Genomic DNA, 21,387 nt, shown 5'->3' on the forward strand with positions numbered 1-21,387 from the left:
TCTACTTGTACAATTTTCTAATTTTCTAATTCTTCAATTTTGTTGTTGTTATTATTTTATTTAGTATTCTTAAAATTTCTGACAAGTCATTCAAAAAGATTTTTATAATCAGGATAAGCTCAATGCGCATGGCATAAAAAAAGAAATATCTGTTTCGTCCGCCTCTTTAATCGCAATTTTTAATTTATGTATAAAATCTGCTTTACTTTCAGCATTCTGTGATTCTTTTGAATTTACACCTATTGAAATGCCGCTTTTCAGTAATTGAATGTCTTAATCGAAAGAGCGCTGTCTTTGTATTTTTCGTTGAATGTCAATCTATTTAAATTAGAAAATTAGTTAATAATAATTAGAAAATATTGTTGTTCGATAAAACTTAATTTTTAATAAAATAAATTTTCTCAAAATTAATTACTTAAATATTTGAGTCGAATCACAATGATTAGTAAAATATTAAAAAAAGTACATTGTGCAAACAAGATTTAATTATCAAATTTTCTAATTCAGTTTACTCCACCCACGATTTGTAATACTGACCATCATCTAGTCCCATGGCTTCCTCGGTAACCATTAACGGTCGGAAGGTATCTACCATCACCGCTAGTTCATGAGTTTCTGTATGGCCTATACTTCGTTCCATAGCTCCTGGAGCGGGCCCATGAGGAATCCCTTTTGGATGCAAAGTTATATGACCTTGCTCGATATTATTGCGTGACATAAAATCGCCATCTACATAATACAAAACCTCATCGCTATCAATATTGCTATGATTGTAAGGCGCCGGTATAGATTTTGGGTGGTAATCATACAGTCGTGGGCAAAACGAACACACAACAAACGTTGCCGTTTCAAATGTTTGATGAACTGGTGGTGGCTGATGAACGCGTCCCGTTATTGGTTCAAAGTTATGAATGCTGAATCCATACGGGAAATTATATCCATCCCAACCCACAACATCAAAAGGGTGCGACGCATAAACTATTTCATGTATCATTCCTTCTTTTTTGATTTTGATTAAAAAATCGCCTTTTTCGTCATGCGTTTCTAATTCCGTAGGCAAAATAAAATCGCGTTCGCAAAAAGGAGCATGCTCCAGATGTTGGCCGGAACCATTTTTATACCGTTTTGGTGTGTAAAAAGGAGCGAACGATTCGACATAAAAAAGTCTGTTTTCGTGTGAATCAAAATCTATTTGATAGATCATTCCACGTGGGATGATAAGGTAATCGCCGTATTTGAAAGAAATATTCCCCATCATGGTTCTCAACTTACCTGTTCCTTTGTGAATGAAAATCATCTCATCGGCATCGGCATTTTTATAAAAATAGTCGCGCAATGACTTTGTTGGCGCGGCAAGACCTATTGTACAATCTTTATTAACCAACATTGCTTTCCGACTGTCTAAAAAATCGTCCTCGGGCTTTAACTCAAATCCTTTGAATAATAATGATTTGATATTTTTACCAATGGCAATTTTTGGCTCAACTGAGTATGACTTGACAATTTCTTTGACTTGCGTAGGCCTGTGAACATGATATAATAATGAAGAATGCCCATGGAAACCTTCGGTGCCAAAAAGCTGTTCATAATACAAGCCACCATTTGGTTTTTCAAATTGCGTATGTCTTTTTTGGGGGAAATTCCCCAATTTATAATAGATTGGCATGACTTTTTAAATTAGAAGTTTATAAAAATTTACCCTTAGGAAATGATAAAATTTACTTAATATATTTAAATAACAAGGAACTATCTACAGAATGAACAAATAAAATCATTTAAAGTCCTTCTCGTATTTATCAATAAATATTGATTCTCCTTGCTAATAAATTAAATTACTCAGGATTTCTCTTAATCATAAATTGAAGAAATCCTAATAAACCTTTCCAAGTTGTTTTCATATTTAGATAATATTTGTTTTTTATTGGAATATGGAATTCGCATATCTTCATCGGTGTTTGCGACCAAATCTAGGTCATGCTCATTTCATAATAACAAATTTATGCATAATTGTGAGGTCCATATCGTCAAAACTGATTTAATTAAGAAGTGGCATCCAACCAAAATTTTGCTGCAGGTCTACACATATTCTTCTTTAATTTCTGTTCTATAGCTTCTCCCAAAATTTATCTTTTAAATAGAAAACAGTATCAATAAAATAAAGAATACCATTTCTACACAAAACATTTTCATCGTGCAGGTCTTCAAGGATAATTCCTAATTCTGGATTGTAATAATCGTCATTGCGAGTATTTATAAAACCGTTTTCATCAAGAAAAATATTCACTTTATTTAAATCAGTATTTTCTGTAGTAAGAACGAAAGACTGCTTCACAACCGAGTATAAACAATCGTTATACTTAATAAAACCGATTAATTCGAATGCTGTATTGCTAAAAATAATTGTGAAGTAACAAATTGTATAAATAATCTTTCCAAGAAGTGTAATAAATTGAATCATTTAATTTTAATACATATTTTGAATCTTTTAAATAAACTTTTTGTTCAGCACCCTCACTTACATATTTTGAAAAATCTATTTCTCTAACCCAAAGATTGTTTAGAGTGATAAATTTCTCTAAGTTCTTTGTTTCTTCACTTTTGAAATGCTTTCCACTTTTAAGCGTTTCACTTGCTGTTTCGCTATCTTTAAGGTAACTGGCGATTGTTTGGATAATTCTTCCATACCTAACTTGGCTCTTTCCAAAAAGGACATTATATAATTCATATCTCACATCATTTTGCATACAAATATAACGCTTAATTAGACTTTTAACTAATTGAGATTTTTAACCCCTTTTAATTGCAAAAACATCCTCCTATTCAAGATTTTTCTTAATCATCGTTGACGATATTGTAATAAACCTTGCCATTTCGTTTTCTTGGTGAAAATTTCGCAATTTTTAACAATATAAATTGATATTAGAATATGAATCCTATACTAAACCACGTGAAACCCTTAGGCTGTTCCGGCGACCACGAATATTTTATTTCGACTGGGCCAATGGGAGTTTCTAATCCATAGCCCACTGCATATCCTGAATATTCTGGAATCGATATCCAATCAATGGTTTCAAAAATTCGATTGCCAATATTTGCAAAGTTTGCTGAAAAATTGACGTGATTGTTTTTAAAAATCTCATAGTCAAAAGTCGTTGTAGATTTTATATAGCTATTACCCGTGAGACTTAAAAAATCGTATCCATAAAAATACTTAAAATTATTTATTGGATTGTATCCAAAACCCCCTAAAATAAAGTTGAAAAAAGGCACACTGTCCTGCCCAAAAGAAAAGCCTGCATCAGTTTCAAATTTTACAGTTGCGTTTTTGAATAAAGTTGCTGCAACTCCAAAATCAGCTTTTGCAATAGAAAAAGGTTGGAAATTATTAGTATAGTTAGAAGAAAGCAAATAAGACTGAATATCGCCTGCAAAATACCAGCCTTTTTTGGGAAAATACCTACTATCAAATGAATCGAATTTTACGTAACTAAAAACACTTAAATAATTACTCCTATCTAAATATTGATCTACATTAGCGAGTGTTTCCGATTTAATTTTTAAATATTTAAGCTCGAGTCCTCCTCCTATTAAAAATTTTTGCACAAATATAGATTGGAAATAGATTTGATTTGTCAAATCGCTAAAATCAACATTGAGGGTGCTAACGTTCGGGTTTACTGGCGCTGTGGTACTTATTTCACTAGTAATATTTCTATTAAATTGATTGAAATTTGATTTAAATCCCAAACTTAAATTAAATCCATTCTCAATATAATAATCGAAATTATACCTAAAATTGTCGCCTAAAATTACATCCAACGATGCTAAATCATTTTTAAAAAGTGTTTTTTTACGTGTAAGATTAACCAAGACCCCACTTTTAAATAAATTGTCATAATGTAGTCCAAATTTTAAAAAAGTCTTTGTGGAATTCTCTTTTAAATTAAGGTTTAAATCCACACCATCATCGTTATTTTCTAAGGAGTAAGAAATAGCCCTAAAGTTTTGTGTACCGTTAATATTATCAATTCCGGTCAATAAATCATTATAACTAATTCTAGATTTAGGTTTAAATCTTAATTTACTGTTGACATACTCACTAGTATAATTAGCTAAGTCATTTGTATTAATAGATTTAATATATAGGCTATCTGTATTGATAATTAATTTGGGTTTTTTGTAAGGATTGGATTCATCAACTAACTTCTTAATTTGTTCAAACACAGCAAAAGTCGCTTCTTCACCTTTTGTAATTATTTCTTTCCCTTTATCAAATGATATTACGCCATATTGCGTAATATCTGGTTTTATATAAATATCAGTATTTTTAATGTTTCTCTTCATTCGTTCCATTGACTGAAGGTTTGTTATTTGGACTAATATTTTTGTTGCATCTTTTAATTGGTCTCTGTCCAACAAGTCATTTTGAACATCAACGCCTATTATAATATCTGCCCCTAATTTACGTACTTCTTCAATAGGGTAATTATTGACAACTCCGCCATCGACCAGAATCTTTCCATCAATTTCAACTGGGGAAAATAAAGAGGGAAAAGCAGAGCTAGCTATCATGGCTTGCGCCAAATTACCTTTGTTTAAAAGTACTTCTTCGCCAGTTTCTATATTAGTAGCGATACATAAAAAGGGAATTGGGAGCTTGCTGAACTCTTTAGTGTCATTGACATTTCTAGTAATTCGACTTAGCAAATTATAATTGTACATTCCTTTTGACAACGCCTGTGGAATTCCTAATTTGAGATTGCTAAAAGGCAAAACCAGCGCGTATAGTTCTTCATTTCTTTTTTCGTAGAAACTTTTTGAGGAACGAGGTATGTAGTCGCTCAATAATTTACTAAAATCAGTTGCTTGAAAGATAGAATCGATTTGGGCTGCATTGTAACCCGAAGCATAAAGGCCACCAATAACGGCTCCCATACTGGTTCCGCCTATGTAATCAATTTTTACACCAGCTTCTTCTAGCACTTTAAGAACGCCAATATGCGCAAAACCCTTAGCTCCGCCGCCACTTAAAACTAAACCTATTTTTGGCCGTTTTTGCTCCTGTGCGAATGAAGTGTGAGAAAGGAAGAAAAAAGCGAAAAGAAAAAAGGCAGAATAAAAAACTAAGTTGCGAGTTCTAAACTGTGGATTTTGAGACCTATTTAATTGTGATTGAATAACAAAATTAAAGCCCCAGATAGAAATGAAAAGCCGCGATGGCAAAAAATTTATTTTTTCTTGAAAAAAAAGAGCGACCTTAGAAGCTCCTTTTTTTTCACTAGAAAAAAAGATTTTTTGCAGAGAGCTTGAAATGTAAAGCTGGAATAGGCTCATAATGAAAAGACTAATTGTTTTTGTAAAAGTCGACAATTTTTTTGGCTCTTGACACTCCTATCACGGCAGAAATTTCTATTTCGGTGGCTAATTTTAATCTTTTAACACTTTTAAAATGCTGAATCAACGTCATCATTGTTTTTTCGCCAATGCCGGGAATACTTTCAATTGAAGAGTTCAACGCTGCTTTACTCCTTTTGTCACGGTGATGCGTTATGCCAAAACGGTGTGCTTCGTTTCGTAATTGCTGAATAATTTTAAGCGTTTCAGATTTTTTGTCTAAGTATAGAGGAATAGAATCGCCTGGATAAAATAATTCTTCCAGCCTTTTTGCAATGCCAATAATCGCGATTTTTCCACGCAAACCAAGTTCATCTAAACTTTTTAGAGCTGCTGATAACTGTCCTTTTCCACCGTCGATAATGATTAAATTAGGTAGCGGTTCGTTTTCATCTAGTAGTCTTTTGTAACGCCTGTAAACGACTTCGGTCATCGATGCAAAATCATCCGGGCCTTCGACAGTTTTTATATTAAAATGACGGTAATCCTTCTTGCTGGGTTTCCCATCTTTGAAAACCACACAAGCCGAAACTGGATTTGTACCCTGAATGTTAGAGTTATCAAAACATTCTATATGTCGCGGCTCGACTGGCAATCGCAGGTCTTTTTGCATTTGTGCCATAATCCTCTTCGTGTGCCGCTCTGGATCTACAATTTGTAATTGTTTTAATTGTTCAATGCGGTAAAACTTAGCATTCCTGATGGATAAATCTAGAATTTGCTTTTTATCACCTAGTTGTGGGACGGTAATTTTTACATTTTCGCCTACTTCAACTGGAAAGGGTACAATTATTTCGCGAGACAGTAAATGAAAGCGTTCTCGTAATTCTATAATCGCTAATTCTAACAACTCCTCGTCAGATTCGTCGAGTTTCTTTTTGATTTCCATCGTATGAGAACGAATGATGGAACCGTGAGCAATTTGCAAGAAGTTTACGTAAGCTGCGCTTTCATCAGAAACGATTGAAAACACATCAATATTACTGATTTTGGGATTGACTATTGTAGAACGGGACTGGTAGTTTTCTAAAATTTCAATTTTTTCTTTTATTTTTTGCGCTTCTTCAAAGTGCATATCAACGGCTAGATTTGTCATCACTCGCTTGAAATCTTTCATGCTTTCTTTGAAATTTCCTTTTAAAATTTCGCGAATCGCATCTACCTGTTTTTGGTAATTTTCTAAAGTTTCAAAACCTTCACACGGCCCCATGCAATTGCCTATATGATATTCCAGACAAACCTTAAACTTACCGCTGTCAATATTGCTTTTAGTTAAATCATAATTACAAGTTCTAAGCGGATACAATTCTTTAATTAAATCTAAAATAGTACTCACGGTCTTAAAACTAGTGTATGGACCAAAATATTCTGAGCCATCTTTTACCATTCTACGAGTCGCAAATATGCGTGAAAATGGTTCTTTCTTTATACACAACCATGGGTAACTTTTATCATCCCGCAGCAACACATTATAGCGTGGTTGCAAGGTTTTAATTAAGTTGTTTTCTAGTAAAAGCGCATCGGTTTCTGTGGGAACAACAATGTGCCTTATAGTGACGATTTTTTTGACCAGCACATTAGTTTTGGCTGTATCATGAATTTTATTAAAATAAGAGGAAACCCTTTTTTTTAGATTTTTGGCCTTACCCACGTATAAAATTTTCCCTTCTTTGTCGTAATATTGATACACGCCTGGATTGTCAGGCAAGGTTTGAATTTGAAGAGCTAAAGCGATTGGAGTCATAAAAACAAAGTTAATCTCAAATATTACGAAATACAAACTTAAATCGTGCTATTTCAAAACAAACAGTGCAATTTTCTCTACCAAGAATAACACGAATTTTTACCAATTTGGTAAAATGATTTTAATTAAAAGTTGCCTAATCCCCTTTACTACGCGGAGATTTTTTAAATAAATGATGAACAAAAAACAATGTCGTTTTTCTAAACCATGTAAAAAGCAGATAAAGATAAAAGTTTGTGCTTTCCTCTTTTATTTAATGATCTTAAAAGCAATTAGCGCAATAACTGAAAGTAAGCTGTCGGATTTGATAGGAAATAGTTTTCACTTTTTACTTAGATGTCAAATTTTATATTTTAACTTTTAATTTGTGGTTTAGTTTTTTCATTAAAAATTGCAGCACCTTTGATTGTTGTAAATCTTTTTGATAAAATTATACGAGAACCTTAGTTTCTAAAGCACTATAATTGTTATTTTTAGCCTTTTAAGAAATTATGATAAAAAGTAACAGCAAGCCCCTCGTTCTTTTTGGCGAAAGCATAATGCCTGGCGAAAACAAAACCATTAATGTTGAGATCGCTAGACTGCACACTACAACAAAACTAAACATTCCTATAATTGTACGACGTTCTAAAATTGACGGCCCTGTTGTACTTTTCTCTGCCGGAATTCATGGAGACGAAATCAATGGTGTAGAAATTGTCAGACAACTTATTAATAAAAAAATTAACAAACCAAAACGGGGAACAATCATATGTTTTCCCATAATAAACGTTTATGGGTTTGTCAATAAATCGAGAGAGTTTCCAGACGGGAGGGATTTAAATCGGGTTTTTCCAGGAAATAAAACTGGATCGCTAGCTAGCAGGTTTGCATTTCAAATTCTGACTGAAATAATGCCTATTGTCAATTATGCAGTAGATTTTCATGCAGGAGGAGCAAGTAGGTTTAACGCACCACAAATAAGAATAACGCAAGACAATCCCGAGTTAAAGATTCTAGCTGATGTTTTTAACGCGCCGTTTACGTTATACTCTAAAAATATTTCAGGTTCTTTTAGAAATTCCAGTGAAAAATTGAATGTTAAAATGCTCCTTTTCGAAGGCGGAAAATCACTAGATATTAATTCAGCAATTGCTGCTGAGGGAATTAGTGGAGCAAAGCGATTTCTAAATCATTTTGACATGTTAGATCCAAAACACAGTATTAGTCACCAAAAATTGAACACAATCTATATTGAGAAATCAGGCTGGATTCGTGCAAAATGCTCTGGATTAATGCAAGATTATAATAGTCTAGGGAAATTTGTGAAAAAAGGCACTGTCCTCGCAATTATCACCGATCCGTACGGAAAATTTGAACGAAAAGTAAAAGCGCCAAATGATGGTTATATTATCAATGCGAATCACTCGCCCATTGTTTATGAAGGCGATGCAATATATCATTTATCAAATGCTTTGGATGAAGAGGAGGAGGAATAGAAGTTTTTAGTTTTTAGTGCTTAGGTTTCAGTCCTTAGTTTTTAGTCCTTAGTTTTGGTTATTAACTTAGTGTCAAATTATTACCGCAAAATTGTCTTGAATCTTTAAGTAGAAATCTGCACTTCGGTCAGATTTAAACCCACTGTAAACATTAGCTTGTGAAATTATAGTTGGACTGACTTTAAAACAAGAACACGGGATCAAGTACTTACAATGAGCAAATAAAATATTATTAAAATGAAAAAATCAGAAATAAGATCAAAATATAAAGCGCTACGAAAACAACTTTCTGAAAATGATATTGAGGAAATGAGTTTGGCTGTTGCCAATAAATTAATTACACTTCCTGTTTGGGAGAAAACCTATTTTCATATTTTTTTACCAATAACGGAACACAATGAAGTAAACACCGAATTTATCTTGCACTTACTTTCAGGCAAAGACAAGGAAATTATTATTTCTAAAAGTGATTTTGAAACTAGGAATATGACTCATTTTCTGTTAACTGACAGTACCAAAATCAAAAAAAATGAATACAACATTCCTGAACCTGTTAATGGTATTGAAGTACCTTCAAATAAAATAGAGGTAGTTTTTATACCGCTTTTAGCATTTGATAACAATGGACATCGAGTAGGTTATGGAAAAGGTTTTTATGATAAATTCCTTGCAGAATGCAAACCCGAAACTATTAAAATAGGCTTATCTTTCTTCGAAGCCGAAGAACTAATTGAAGATGCTTTTGAAAGTGATGTTAAGTTGGATTATTGTGTGACGCCGAATGAAGTTTATATTTTTTAATTTTTAAGACGTACTTTTGCAGCAGAAAAAATTTAATTAATTCATGAGAACATTTAAAAATTCAAGATTTACCGTAAGTATTATGGTTATTCTATTTGCAATTTCATTTTCAAACTGTAGTATTCAAACTGGAAATAGCAGATCTACGTATAAAGCTAAAAAACTACCCCCAGGTCAAGCTAAAAAAATATTTGGTGGAAAAAGCGCTAAACGTTATGCTCCCGGACAAAACAAATAAATCTAAAACAGTAAAAGAGATCTATGATCTAATTCGAAATACGTCTTTTTTTCAAACAGAAATCAAAACTATTTCTGATGATAAAAAGCTTTTTTATTAAAAATAATCAGCGATAAAAAAAGGAGCCCGATGTGCTATCGAGCTCCTTTGCTTATTTCTACTAAAAGTAAGTTGCCCTATTTTGGGTCTAATATCTTTTCAATACGTTTAATACAATCTTGGTAATGATATTTGGTTTCTGTGTTTACTGCGGCATTTTTTGCAACGGATAAACTTGATTTCAAAATATTTAGTTCTCCTCTTACCAATCCTCTAACATCAGATTGCGCAACATTATAAAACTCTCTAGTTGTTCCTGCTTTTAATTCTTCATTCATCAAGAAATTCATTCTTTCTAAGTAAGCACGTTGTAAATTTCTTCTGTAAATTGTAACATTCGATCCTGAACTTGCTTCTTTCCACATACCTTTGCGCATGTCTTGAAGTAAATCAAGAGCATTATAATTATTAGCTCCTACAATTTCTGTATCCATCAATCTACCAATTCTTTCAAAACTTAATACATTATTTAAATGTCGTACTTGCAAACTTCTAAAACGTTCCGTATAACCCGAAAAATCAATGTTTTTTAAAGTTGCCAAATTAACTAACCATGTTGGAGATGCAAAAGCATTCGCTTGCAACCACTGCATCGCTTCCTGTTGTTTTGCTTTTGGCACCACATCAAATACGTTACCTTTTTGATTTGGCTTTTTAGTGTTTTCATAAACGCCACCTACATTTGTAACAACGTGACCAATATATCTGCTCCAAACGTCAAGCATTTCTTTGTATAATTCGTCTAAATCCTCGTAATTATTAGTAGCATCACTTGTCCATTTCGATAAATTAGAGGCTACAAATTCTAGGTTTTTAAGTCCATACGAACTCGCTTTCATCGAATTATTTCCAATATCCTCCGTTTGTGATGTAGGGTCAAAACTACTGCTTTGTTTACCAAACTTATAATTCAAATCCCCAGCTTTGTCCGTAATCCACTTGTCTAATGTAGCAACTTCTGCCTCTGGCGAAATAGCATTTGGAATTACACGATATCCCCAATTTAAAGCGTAATGATCGTAAGGTCCCATTTGACGAATGAAACGGATACCTTTGTCTCCGGGCTGAGCAATATAATTAAAACGGGCATAATCCATTAAACTCGCTGCAATTCCGCTTTTTTGTGTAAAAGATCCATTTCTATAATTCTCTACCTCGTAAGCGTTACTTGCTCCCATATTATGTGGGAAACCGAGTGCGTGTCCTACTTCATGAGCAATTACAAAACGCATCATCTCGCCCATTTCTTCATCGGAAGTATTTAAAGTTCGAGCAGAAGGATTAGCAGCGCCAGTCTCTAATAAATACCTATTGCGGTACGAGCGTAAATGATTGTGGTACCAAATAACATCACTTTCAATAATTTCTCCAGTTCTAGGATCAGAGACACTAGGCCCAACTGCATTGCGAGTGGTACTTGCCACGTAACGAATCACAGAATACCGAATATCCTCTGGACTAAAATCAGGATCTTCCTCCTTTGTAGGTGGATCTTTAGCGATAATTGCGTTTTTAAAACCTGCAGTTTCAAACGGTTTTTGCCATTCCTCTATTCCTTGTCTAATATATTTTCTTAGTTTTTCTGGTGTGGCAGGATCTATATAATAAACAATCGGCTTTATTGGCTCTACTAATTCTCCTCTGGCATACGCTTCAGGATCTTTTGGCTCAAGCCTCCAGCGGCGAATAAATGTTTTGCTATCTGATTTTAGTTCGTTACTTCCGTAGTCAATTTGGCTCATCGTAAACCATCCCACTCTGGGATCAGCTAATCTTGGTTGCATCGGAATTTCCGGTAATAAAATCATCGATTGATTCATTTGAATACTGATCGTCTCAGCATCTTTCATCACCGGAGGATTAGATGCATTATAGGTGAAATCCTGAACGACTTCAATATTCATTGGAAAACTCTTCATTGCAGTAATAAAACTTCGAGAGTCGTCTATAGCTTTTACTTTATACGTTTCTCGCATAGCAGCTGAAAGTCCACTTATTGCTTTCACATCTGTGCTGTAAAATTTAGTTACATCAATAACGGTATTTTCAGAATTTGTACTAAAAGCAACGATATCAAATGCAAATAAAACGGGTTCATAGTTGTTGTTTTTTACCGAAATACTGATTGGCAAACTAGGATCAGCAACGGCATTATATGATTTTACTTTTAATAAAACCTTATCCTGAAAACGTTGCCAAATTACTAATTGCTCATTGGTTTCAGAACCTGCGTTTACATAACCTCCACCCAAATCAGAAGGTAATTTGGACAACCGACTCACTAAAAGCATGTCTTTATCTAAAAGTTTATTTGGAATTTCAAAGTAATACTTCTTATCGACTTTGTGAACTGTGAAAAGTCCCTCGTCAGACTTCGCTTCTTTTGTTACTATTTTTCCATATTCCTTAATTGTGGTTTCTGGTTTTTTCTCGGTAACAGCTGCAGCTAATTTTGCCTGCTTTTCTTTTTCTTTTTTGGACTGTGCAAATTGCGTTGTAGGAAGTAACAAAAGTGTTGTAAAAAGAGTTAAAATAAAAAACTTTTTCATTTATTATTTTTTAATGGTTATTGGTAACCAAAAATAAATTTTAGAGTCTGATAACTAATAATTCTACATGCTTTTAACTATTTATTAACTAATGATGAGTGAAGAAAATATACTTTCAATAAAAATAATAGAAAATATGGAAATTTACTTAATGTCATCATTTCTGTATTTATTTTTCGGCTAAATACAAAAAACCCTTCTTATCGGATGTAAAAAGGGTTTTTGAGATCTATAATTATAGTTTTGATTTAAACTTGTTATGAAAAAATTGACAAGTAAAGTAAAAGCTAATTTTTTTACTTATGAAATGCCTTTTTATTGAAAACGATCAAAATACCAACTCCTGTAGAAATCGCCATATCAGCAACATTGAAAATAGCATTGAAAAAAGTAAAATCTCTTCCTCCCCAAAAAGGCAACCAATTAGGTAAAATTCCATGCCAAAACGGAAAATAAAACATATCTACAACTTTACCGTGAAATAATGTTCCATAAGGTTGATCAGAGAATAGGGTTGCTAATTCGTAGTGACTGTTATTGAAAATAATACCGTAAAAAACAGAGTCGATAATATTTCCAAATGCTCCCGCAAGAATCAATGAAATCGCAACAATCAAGTAATTAGAACTGTCTTTCCTTTCAACAGAATCCCATAACCAATAGCCTATTCCGCCTACAGCTACTAACCTAAAAAGTGTCAGGAATAATTTACCATACTCCCCTGGAATTTCAGTTCCCCAGGCCATTCCTTCGTTTTCAATGAATAAAATTTTGAACCACTTGAACACCTCAACTTCTTCACCTAAAATGAAATTAGTTTTGATGTATATTTTAGAAACTTGGTCAACAAGTAAAAGGATAAAAATAAGGAGATACGCTTTTCGTAAAGACATTTTGTAAAATTTGATGGCAAAAGTAGTTAAAAACTAAATCCTAAATCCCAAACACCAATAATTTTTAGGTAATTATTGGGATTTGGAATTTAGGATAGAAAGTATATTTTTTACCGTTGCAAGTTCTTTGCTTCAATACTCATAGTTGCATGAGGAACAATTCTGAGTCTGTCTTTGCCTATCAGTTTACCCGTTACTTTACACACACCGTATGTTTTATTCTCCACACGAAAAAGTGCATTCTTCAAATCACGAATAAATTTTTCCTGCCGAATTGCAAGTTGTGAATTGGCTTCCTTTGACATTGTTTCGCTTCCCTCTTCAAAGGCTTTAAAAGTAGGCGAAGTATCATCAGTCCCGTTATTCAAGTCATTCATATAAGCACTTTTAATCAAATCTAAATCTGATTGGGCTCTTTGCATTTTGTTCAATATAATTTCTTTGAACTCTGCTAGATCTAGATCAGAGTATCTTGATGTTTCGTCTGCCATTTTGGTTTTATTTAGAAATTAGTATCATTGTTTTTATTTCGTCAAATTCAATTTCGATTCCCTTTGCAATTTCATCGACAAAAACTAAATCGCTAGTTAATGTCTCTGATTTAATGTAGTCTTCATTTTTAAGAATTGCTATTTCTAAAGGTCCGTTTCGCTTAAGCTGAACTTTTATTTTGTCAGTCACTTCGAATCCAGAATCTTTACGGATATTTTGAATTCTATTTACTAATTCTCTAGCAATTCCCTCTTGTTTCAACTCTTCAGAAATGGTAATGTCAAGCGCAACGGTTATTCCATTAGAGTTTGCTACTAACCATCCTTCAATATCTTGCGATGTGATTTCGACGTCATCTTGGGTTAAAAGTACATTATTTCCTGCGATAACAATCTCTAAAGTTCCGTTCTTGTCTAACTGATTAATTTGATTTTTAGAAAAATTTTGTATCTCCTTAGAAATCAGACCCATATCTTTTCCGAAACGCGGACCTAGTGCTTTGAAATTAGGCTTTATTTGTTTCACTAAGATTCCAGACGCATCATCTAAAAGCACAATTTCTTTCACGTTTACTTCCGCTTTTATCAGGTCAGAAACGGCTTCAATTTCAGCTCTTTGATTCTCGTCAAGTACCGGAATCATTACCTTTTGCAAAGGTTGACGTACCTTGATCATTTCCTTTTTTCTAAGCGATAAAACTAGTGATGATATAATCTGCGCTTTCTGCATTTTACTCTCTAACGATTTATCAACAAAGTTTTCAACGTATTTTGGGAAATCGGATAAATGCACACTGCTAAATTCCTCTGAATGCGTGGCCAAAGTTAGGTCTCTGTAAAGACGATCCATAAAGAACGGAGCAATTGGCGCTCCAAGCTTACTTATAGTTAACAAACAAGTGTATAAAGTTTGATAAGCGGCAATTTTATCTTGTGCGTATTCGCCTTTCCAAAAACGTCTTCTGCACAAACGAACGTACCAGTTACTCAAGTTTTCTTGTACAAATTCAGAAATTGCACGTGCGGCTTTTGTAGGTTCATAATCAGCATAAAAACCATCAACTTCCTTTATCAGTGTATTTAATTCTGATATGATCCATTGATCAATTTCTGGTCTTTCACTCAACGGAATTTCCGCTTCTGCGTATTTGAAACCATCAATATTTGCGTACAAACTAAAAAACGAATAGGTGTTGTATAAGGTTCCAAAGAATTTACGACGCACCTCAGCAATTCCCTCCAGGTCAAACTTTAAGTTATCCCAAGGATTTGCATTTGAAATCATGTACCAGCGCGTTGCATCAGCACCATATTCTTTCAACGTTTCGAAAGGATCTGCGGCATTTCCTAAACGTTTGGACATTTTTTGTCCGTTTTTGTCTAATACTAATCCGTTTGAAACTACATTTTTATAGGCTACCTTATCAAAAACTAAAGTACCAATGGCGTGAAGCGTATAAAACCAACCACGAGTTTGATCGACACCTTCAGCAATAAAATCGGCTGGGAAGTCTTTGTTTTGGTCAATTTTGTCTTTATTTTCAAAAGGATAATGCCATTGAGCATAAGGCATTGAGCCGGAATCAAACCAAACATCAATCAAATCTGCCTCGCGAATCATTGGCTTGCCAGATGCAGAAACTAAAGTGATTTGATCAACCACATTCTTATGTAAATCAACCAAATCATAGTTTGATTCGGCCATATTACCAATTTCAAAACCTTCAAAAGGATTTTCTTTTTGGAAACCAGCGGCGATTGATTTTTCTATTTCTTTATATAATTCTTCTACCGAACCGATTAGAATTTCTTCTTGCTTGTCTTCCGTTCTCCATATAGGCAATGGAATTCCCCAAAACCTTGAACGAGATAAATTCCAGTCATTGGCATTTTTCAACCAATTACCAAAACGGCCCTCTCCAGTTGCTTTTGGCTTCCAGTTGATGGTTTCGTTCAAGTCGAACATTCTATCCTTAACTTCTGAGATTTTTATAAACCAGGAATCTAGCGGATAATATAAAATAGGTTTGTCAGTTCTCCAGCAATGTGGGTAACTGTGCACATATTTCTCTACTTTGAAAGCTTTGTTTTCTTCTTTTAACTGAATAGCAATTTCTACATCTACAGATCTTTCTGGAGCTTCACCATCAATGTAATATTCGTTTTTGACATATTTATTAGATAAATTTCCAAGACCTTTCACAAATTTTCCTTGTAAATCAACTAACGGAACCGGAGTTCCATATTCGTCTAAAACTAAAAGCGGCGGAACTTCTGGCGTGGCTTCTTTAGCTACTCTAGCATCATCCGCACCAAAAGTAGGTGACGTGTGAACAATTCCAGTTCCATCTTCGGTTGTTACAAAATCACCTGCAATTACTCTAAAAGCGTTTTCAGCATTTTGATAAGGCAACACCAACGGCATTAATTGCTCATAACGAATATTTACTAAATCAGCACCTTTACATTCTGCTAGAACTTGATATGGAAGCCCCCTAGCCCCCAAAGGGGGAACAGAACTAAAATTAACAAAATCCTCCTCATTTTCTGTCTGAAAGAATTTTTTATCAAATTGTTTGCCAACTAAATTTTTAGCAAGAATAACATTTGTTGGCAGAAAAGTATATTGATTTATCGTTCGCACAATAACATAATCAATTTTTGGCCCTACAGTTAATGCAGTGTTTGAGGGTAATGTCCATGGTGTTGTTGTCCACGCTAAAAAGAAAGTATCTCCTAAATTATCTAAAAAAGAGGTTTCAAGTGCAAAAGCTTTTGCAATTGAATTTCCTATTACTCCTTCGGGAGTTAGGGGGCTTTTGAACTGTGCCACCACCGTTGTATCAGTCACATCTCTGTAGCTTCCTGGTTGGTTTACTTCGTGAGAAGATAATCCTGTTCCTGCTTTTGGTGAATAGGGTTGAATTGTATAACCTTTGTACATCAAATCCTTGTTGTAGATTTGTTTCAAAATCCACCAAACCGATTCCATATATTTAGATTTGTAAGTCACATATGGATCTTCCATATCTACCCAGTAGCCCATTTTTTCGGTCAAATCATTCCACACATCCGTATAACGCATTACGGTTTTTTTACACGCTTCGTTATATTCTTCGATGGAAATTGTTTTTCCTATATCTTCTTTAGTAATTCCTAATTCCTTTTCAGTGCCTAATTCTACTGGTAAACCGTGAGTATCCCAGCCCGCTTTACGCTTTACTTGGAATCCTTTTTGAGTTTTATATCGGCAAAAAATATCTTTTATAGCACGCGCCATTACATGATGAATTCCTGGTAATCCATTTGCCGAAGGCGGCCCTTCAAAAAACACGAATGGCTGATTGCCTTCGCGAGTGTTTACACTTTTCTCAAATATGTTTTCTTTCTTCCAAAAATCAAGTACTTCTGACGCTACAGTTGGTAAGTCAAGTCCTTTGTATTCAGTAAATTTTGTGCTCATTTTATCCTTTTCTTTAATCGTGGTGCGAAAGTAAGGAATTTTAAGTAAAGATGAAAGAGATTAGAATAAAGAGAAATAGTAGCACATAAACTAGAATTTCTACGATATTGGGTATTCTTTAATTTTGGATAAAACTATAAACTGTAGATAATGAAAATTATAATTCTAACATTTATTTGGCTATTGAGTGCCACTAAATAGAGAAAATAAATTACTTTTTTATCAGAATTATCGTTTATTTTATTACTTTTGAAAAAATTTTAAAACTAAAATATGAAAACAAAATTACTTATTTTATGCTTAGTGGTTGCAAGTAGTGTTCAAAGCCAAAATTTACTTCAAAATCCTAGTTTTGAACAATTTTCGGGAAACATTCCAAATTCTTGGACGATTACTAATGGCTCGTCTCAAAAGGAAACTACAACAATTAAAGAAGGTTTAGCAAGTTTAAACGGGCTTCCAGAGAGCTTATCTCCTTTTTTTGCCCCTGCTTTTCGGATTTCTCAAGACTTCACATTAAGTGATATTGAAATTTACACCTTAAAATTTGATTATTACATACCAGGGAGCGTTTTCACTAATAATATTGACCAAATTGGATTTGAACTTCGCTTAATCAATCCTGCAGATGCGTTTTTCTTTCCCAGTCCTGCTAATTTAACTCCCGCTTTTGGTGAATGGAAAACTGTGGAGTTAGATTTTAAAATTCTTGCTTTTAGAGGGTCTGCAACATCCACAGTAATAGAACTGACTTTAGCGGCAGGATCAAGTCCTGGATTTACTGGAACAAATGCATTTTTTGATAATGTGATTGTTGCAAAAAAAAGTACTTTAACAACAACAGATTTTGAAAAGCAAGACAATCCAATTTTATATATTTCTAGAGAAGAAATAAAATTAAATAGTGGATATAAAGACTCTTCTTATGTTATTTATTCCTTAGATGGTAAAGCTATAAAAAGAGGTAAAAACGTTTCCTCTGATGGAATTGGAATTTCAGAATTGAGTAGGGGTGTTTATCTTTTAAAATTAAATGACCTCAGCACTTCAGTTAAGTTCATAAAAGAATAATTTTCTTTTACAACATTAAGAAAGGGTTGAATTTAAACTATTTAATTTGACCCTTCGTTATTATTAAAAATTTTGAGTTTATGGGACAACTTTAAGAAAAAACTTCTTTCAAAACATCTAATGATTTTGGTTTTTTAAAACCGTCCAAGTGGAAGCTATAATAATCAATTAATATTCGCAAAACAATTTGTCGTTCAATGACATGGAATATTTTTTGACTGTTTTCGAATTTTAAATCAAACAGTTTTTTAAATAAATTACTTTCATGTTCTGTAAGCGAACTAATAGCGAGAAACGGAGTAAATATGCCTTCATTCATTTCAAAAAAAGGCATGTCGATATCAGAAGTATCTGGATAAAAACCTAAATATTTTGTAATTTCTAGCAATAAAATTAAATGAAAATTGGCGATTTCGTCATGATTGTCCAACCAATTTAAAGCCGCTTCCAGAAAATTAAAAAGTGGCTCATTGGTTTCTTCTTCATGAATAGAATGGTGCAACATTTCTGAAATAAACATTACAATTGTGCTTTTGTAGATATCAGAATGTATAGAATGAAAAGCCGACGCTATTTTGATCTCCTTGAAATTTTCTAAAGTCCCTTTGTTTTTATGAACCGCTTCTATCTCAAGTATAGTCAGTGGTTGAAAATATGCGATTTTTTGGCTCGCCTTCCGACTCGAAAAAGCATCACGCACAAAATAGGATTTCAAACCGTGCGAGAGCGTAAAACATTTTACAATCAAGCTTTTCTCCTGAAATTTTAACGCTGAAATAACGATTGCTTTTGTTTTGACTTGCACTTTTTAGGATTTGGTATTTCTTTTCTTTGGAATTTTTATCGGATAATCATCACTTTTTTGACCTTAGTTTCCACGCCGTCTTGTGCCGAAACAAAAATCATATACACTCCAGATGCCACTTTATATTTGCCAAAAGCGGTTGTGTCCCATTCAATTGTACCACCTTCGGAGGTAGTTTCATAAACTAGATTTCCACCAATATCAGTAATTTTAATATTTGCTCTATCTATTAATCCTGTTATTTTAACGGCGCCTTCGTATTCAGGACGCACTGGATTAGGATAAACTATTACATTGTTCAAATTATCATTTGCAGCTGTTGCTGTTCCTTTAAAGGAAACAAGTCCTTTATTAGTAGCAATAAAAACTTCGCCCGTTATGCTATTAATACTAATATCATTGATTGTGTTACTAGGTAATGGCGAATTATTCACTGTAAAATGATATTTAGTTTCTTGACCATTTGGAGACACTAAAAACAGTCCTGAATCAGCTGTGCCAATCCACTTATTATTAGCTCCATCAACAGTTATGTCTGTGATAAATTGTTCAAAAAGCAACTCTTGTGGTAGATCATCTTCCACTATAATTATAGGATTCGTAGTCATTTGATCGTCGGACTGGTAACTATTTACATTGGATAAAATTCTCAAACCCTTTGTGGTTCCTATCCAAAGCTGGTTTCTTGTATCAACCGCCACAGCTCTTACATTCCGAAAAGGTAAATTACCTGTATCAGTTCCTTCAGTAATATTTTTAAATTTATTTGTACTCTCGTTGAAAGCTATAACACCGTTTTGACTTGATGCTAACCACTTAGTTCCGTTTTTATCAATTGCAATTGTATTAAAATTACTACTCAATACGTCTTTTACAATTGTGCTAGTTGCGAAACTTTGCCACTGTCCATTGGTTTTTAGCACTTTTAATCCGTTATTGACTAAACTGTTTGTAACCCAAAGATTTCCTGCTTTGTCAAATGCCGTTCCGTTGATCCTTATATCAATATAAGTGGGACCGCCAAAAGTTAGAGATTCCAAACCGCTATTTGTTTGATTGTATAAAATTGCGGGTTCTTCATTTTCAATTTTTAGTAACCCCGAGAAAAAAGAACTTGCGTATACTTGTTTTTCGTTGTTAGGATTCACTGTGATTTTCGCTAGTGATTTGGCTCCAAAAAGTTTTTCGTAAGGAATCTCAAACCAGCCTTTTTCATCAAATTTACTTATTCCATAACTATCTAATGGATAAGGATTATAATTTGAAGCATAATCACCGTAAACGGCCCATAGTTCTTTTGATGAAGTGGTAATTCCAAATATATTATTCCTTGCAGGTCCACTGGGTGTTATATTATCAAAAGTTGTTGAAAAGGACAGCGATGTCGTTATCAATCCATTTTCTTTTGTACCAATGAAAACCGTTTGATTTATTATAGTGGCTGCCATAAAAGCTGGACTAATACCAGCAATTTGCGAAGCATCTATTTGTCGGATCAAAGCCATTTGACTATTATAAATACTGACAGTATTAGATGTTGTAACAATAAAACTCGATGCAGTAGCGCGACTATCTAACACTGGCTGCGGCAATTGAATGATTCCTACGAAAGAACTTGAACCCGCATTAAATCTACTGACATTTGCAGCACTATTTATAGCATATAGATCTTGGCCAAAAGATGCTATGTGAGACCAGCTCCCTGCGGCAATTGTTGTCCACTGCCGGTAATCTATTAAATTTTGATTAGTAATATTAGCTCTTCGTATTCCATTTACGGTTACAGCATAAATAAATCCATCAAATAGCGCTGTTTGATTTATTTTAATTTCGGCTCCATTGTCACCAATAAAATAACTGTCTCCAAATTGCATAGTAGCCAAATTAAATTGTACGATTCCAAAGTCACAGGATATATATATAATTCCGTTAAACTCTAGGAAATGATTAATTTTCTTAATTGCAGCAGGCAATTCTTTATTTAAAATATCGACTACATTGATCACAGTCCCATCTGCGTCATTTATAACTATAATTAATCCGTTTTCGTAACCTATAATTGTTTTATTACTTTTAACGCTGTGATAAATTACTGAAATAGTTTGTCCTGAAAGTCCATCAACAGTATTTGTTGTCTTGATAAAGTTTGTTGATAAATCCTTAGTAAACAAAGCATTTTCAGATGCAGCAAAAACAGCTGTGGGAGATTGAGCAAGGCTTTTGATTTCGTTATAAGAGAAATATCCCTGCCACAATAAGTTGTTTTGAGCGAAACTCACTTGTATACAAGATAAAAACAAAAAATACAAAATGCCTTTTTTCATTATTTTGGAGGATAATATTTTACAAATATAGAACAAA

14 protein-coding genes and 2 pseudogenes are annotated in these 21,387 nt (G+C 33.6%); 4 read left to right on the forward strand and 12 right to left on the reverse strand.

Going from position 1 to position 21,387, the window contains the following annotated elements; genetic code table 11:
* Nucleotides 1-144: 144 nt before the first annotated feature.
* The 6 genes and pseudogenes from BUB42_RS01850 to uvrC all read right to left on the reverse strand — a co-directional run.
* Nucleotides 145-267: pseudogene (locus BUB42_RS01850) on the reverse strand (four helix bundle protein); the annotation flags it as partial.
* A gap of 241 nt (nt 268-508) precedes the next feature.
* Entirely contained in the window at nt 509-1,666 is a 1,158-nt protein-coding gene (locus BUB42_RS01855; RefSeq protein ID WP_073016606.1) for a homogentisate 1,2-dioxygenase, read from the reverse strand.
* A 438-nt stretch (nt 1,667-2,104) separates the two neighbouring features.
* Nucleotides 2,105-2,567 (reverse strand): annotated as a pseudogene (locus BUB42_RS16640) (putative polyvalent protein kinase domain-containing protein).
* Nucleotides 2,568-2,575: 8 nt separating this feature from the next.
* Nucleotides 2,576-2,725 carry a hypothetical protein gene (locus BUB42_RS16650; RefSeq protein ID WP_244533858.1) on the reverse strand — a complete coding sequence of 50 codons (150 nt, stop codon included), beginning with the start codon at nt 2,723-2,725 and terminating at the stop codon, nt 2,576-2,578.
* Between the two features lie 194 nt (nt 2,726-2,919).
* On the reverse strand, nt 2,920-5,334 hold the full coding sequence (locus tag BUB42_RS01865; protein ID WP_084118262.1) for a patatin-like phospholipase family protein: 2,415 nt from the start codon (nt 5,332-5,334) through the stop codon (nt 2,920-2,922).
* A gap of 10 nt (nt 5,335-5,344) precedes the next feature.
* Complete coding sequence (uvrC, locus tag BUB42_RS01870; RefSeq protein WP_073016608.1) at nt 5,345-7,138, reverse strand: excinuclease ABC subunit UvrC; 1,794 nt, start codon at nt 7,136-7,138, stop codon at nt 5,345-5,347.
* A 491-nt stretch (nt 7,139-7,629) separates the two neighbouring features.
* On the opposite strand from uvrC, the gene BUB42_RS01875 reads away from it, so the two are divergent.
* The 3 genes from BUB42_RS01875 to BUB42_RS01885 all read left to right on the forward strand — a co-directional run bounded on the left by BUB42_RS01875 (nt 7,630) and on the right by BUB42_RS01885 (nt 9,655).
* On the forward strand, nt 7,630-8,616 hold the full coding sequence (locus BUB42_RS01875) for a succinylglutamate desuccinylase/aspartoacylase family protein (RefSeq protein ID WP_073016610.1): 987 nt from the start codon (nt 7,630-7,632) through the stop codon (nt 8,614-8,616).
* 237 nt (nt 8,617-8,853) lie between these two features.
* Entirely contained in the window at nt 8,854-9,417 is a 564-nt protein-coding gene (locus BUB42_RS01880; protein ID WP_073016612.1) for a 5-formyltetrahydrofolate cyclo-ligase, read from the forward strand.
* A gap of 43 nt (nt 9,418-9,460) precedes the next feature.
* Nucleotides 9,461-9,655 carry a hypothetical protein gene (locus BUB42_RS01885; RefSeq protein WP_073016614.1) on the forward strand — a complete coding sequence of 65 codons (195 nt, stop codon included), beginning with the start codon at nt 9,461-9,463 and terminating at the stop codon, nt 9,653-9,655.
* 176 nt (nt 9,656-9,831) lie between these two features.
* Here the strand turns inward: BUB42_RS01885 and BUB42_RS01890 are convergent, their stop codons facing one another.
* The 4 genes from BUB42_RS01890 to ileS all read right to left on the reverse strand — a co-directional run bounded on the left by BUB42_RS01890 (nt 9,832) and on the right by ileS (nt 17,150).
* Complete coding sequence (locus tag BUB42_RS01890) at nt 9,832-12,303, reverse strand: zinc-dependent metalloprotease (RefSeq protein ID WP_073016616.1); 2,472 nt, start codon at nt 12,301-12,303, stop codon at nt 9,832-9,834.
* Between the two features lie 296 nt (nt 12,304-12,599).
* Nucleotides 12,600-13,196: a lipoprotein signal peptidase gene (locus tag BUB42_RS01895; RefSeq protein WP_073016617.1), complete on the reverse strand. Its 597-nt coding sequence runs from the start codon at nt 13,194-13,196 to the stop codon at nt 12,600-12,602.
* Between the two features lie 110 nt (nt 13,197-13,306).
* The gene (locus BUB42_RS01900; protein WP_073016619.1) at nt 13,307-13,687 is read right to left on the reverse strand and encodes a TraR/DksA family transcriptional regulator; all 381 of its coding nucleotides are present in this window, start codon (nt 13,685-13,687) and stop codon (nt 13,307-13,309) included.
* A gap of 7 nt (nt 13,688-13,694) precedes the next feature.
* Complete coding sequence (gene ileS, locus BUB42_RS01905) at nt 13,695-17,150, reverse strand: isoleucine--tRNA ligase (protein WP_073016621.1); 3,456 nt, start codon at nt 17,148-17,150, stop codon at nt 13,695-13,697.
* Between the two features lie 273 nt (nt 17,151-17,423).
* Here ileS and BUB42_RS01910 point away from each other — a divergent pair, with 273 nt between their 5' ends.
* Nucleotides 17,424-18,221 carry a T9SS type A sorting domain-containing protein gene (locus tag BUB42_RS01910; RefSeq protein WP_073016623.1) on the forward strand — a complete coding sequence of 266 codons (798 nt, stop codon included), beginning with the start codon at nt 17,424-17,426 and terminating at the stop codon, nt 18,219-18,221.
* Between the two features lie 91 nt (nt 18,222-18,312).
* On the opposite strand, the gene recO is transcribed toward BUB42_RS01910, so the two are convergent.
* The gene (recO, locus tag BUB42_RS01915; RefSeq protein WP_073016625.1) at nt 18,313-19,026 is read right to left on the reverse strand and encodes a DNA repair protein RecO; all 714 of its coding nucleotides are present in this window, start codon (nt 19,024-19,026) and stop codon (nt 18,313-18,315) included.
* A 35-nt stretch (nt 19,027-19,061) separates the two neighbouring features.
* Nucleotides 19,062-21,350, reverse strand: a complete 2,289-nt coding sequence (porZ, locus tag BUB42_RS01920; protein ID WP_073016627.1) for a type IX secretion system anionic LPS delivery protein PorZ — start codon at nt 21,348-21,350, stop codon at nt 19,062-19,064.
* Nucleotides 21,351-21,387 lie beyond the last annotated feature (37 nt).

This window comes from Flavobacterium micromati (assembly GCF_900129585.1).
Classification (GTDB): domain Bacteria; phylum Bacteroidota; class Bacteroidia; order Flavobacteriales; family Flavobacteriaceae; genus Flavobacterium; species Flavobacterium micromati.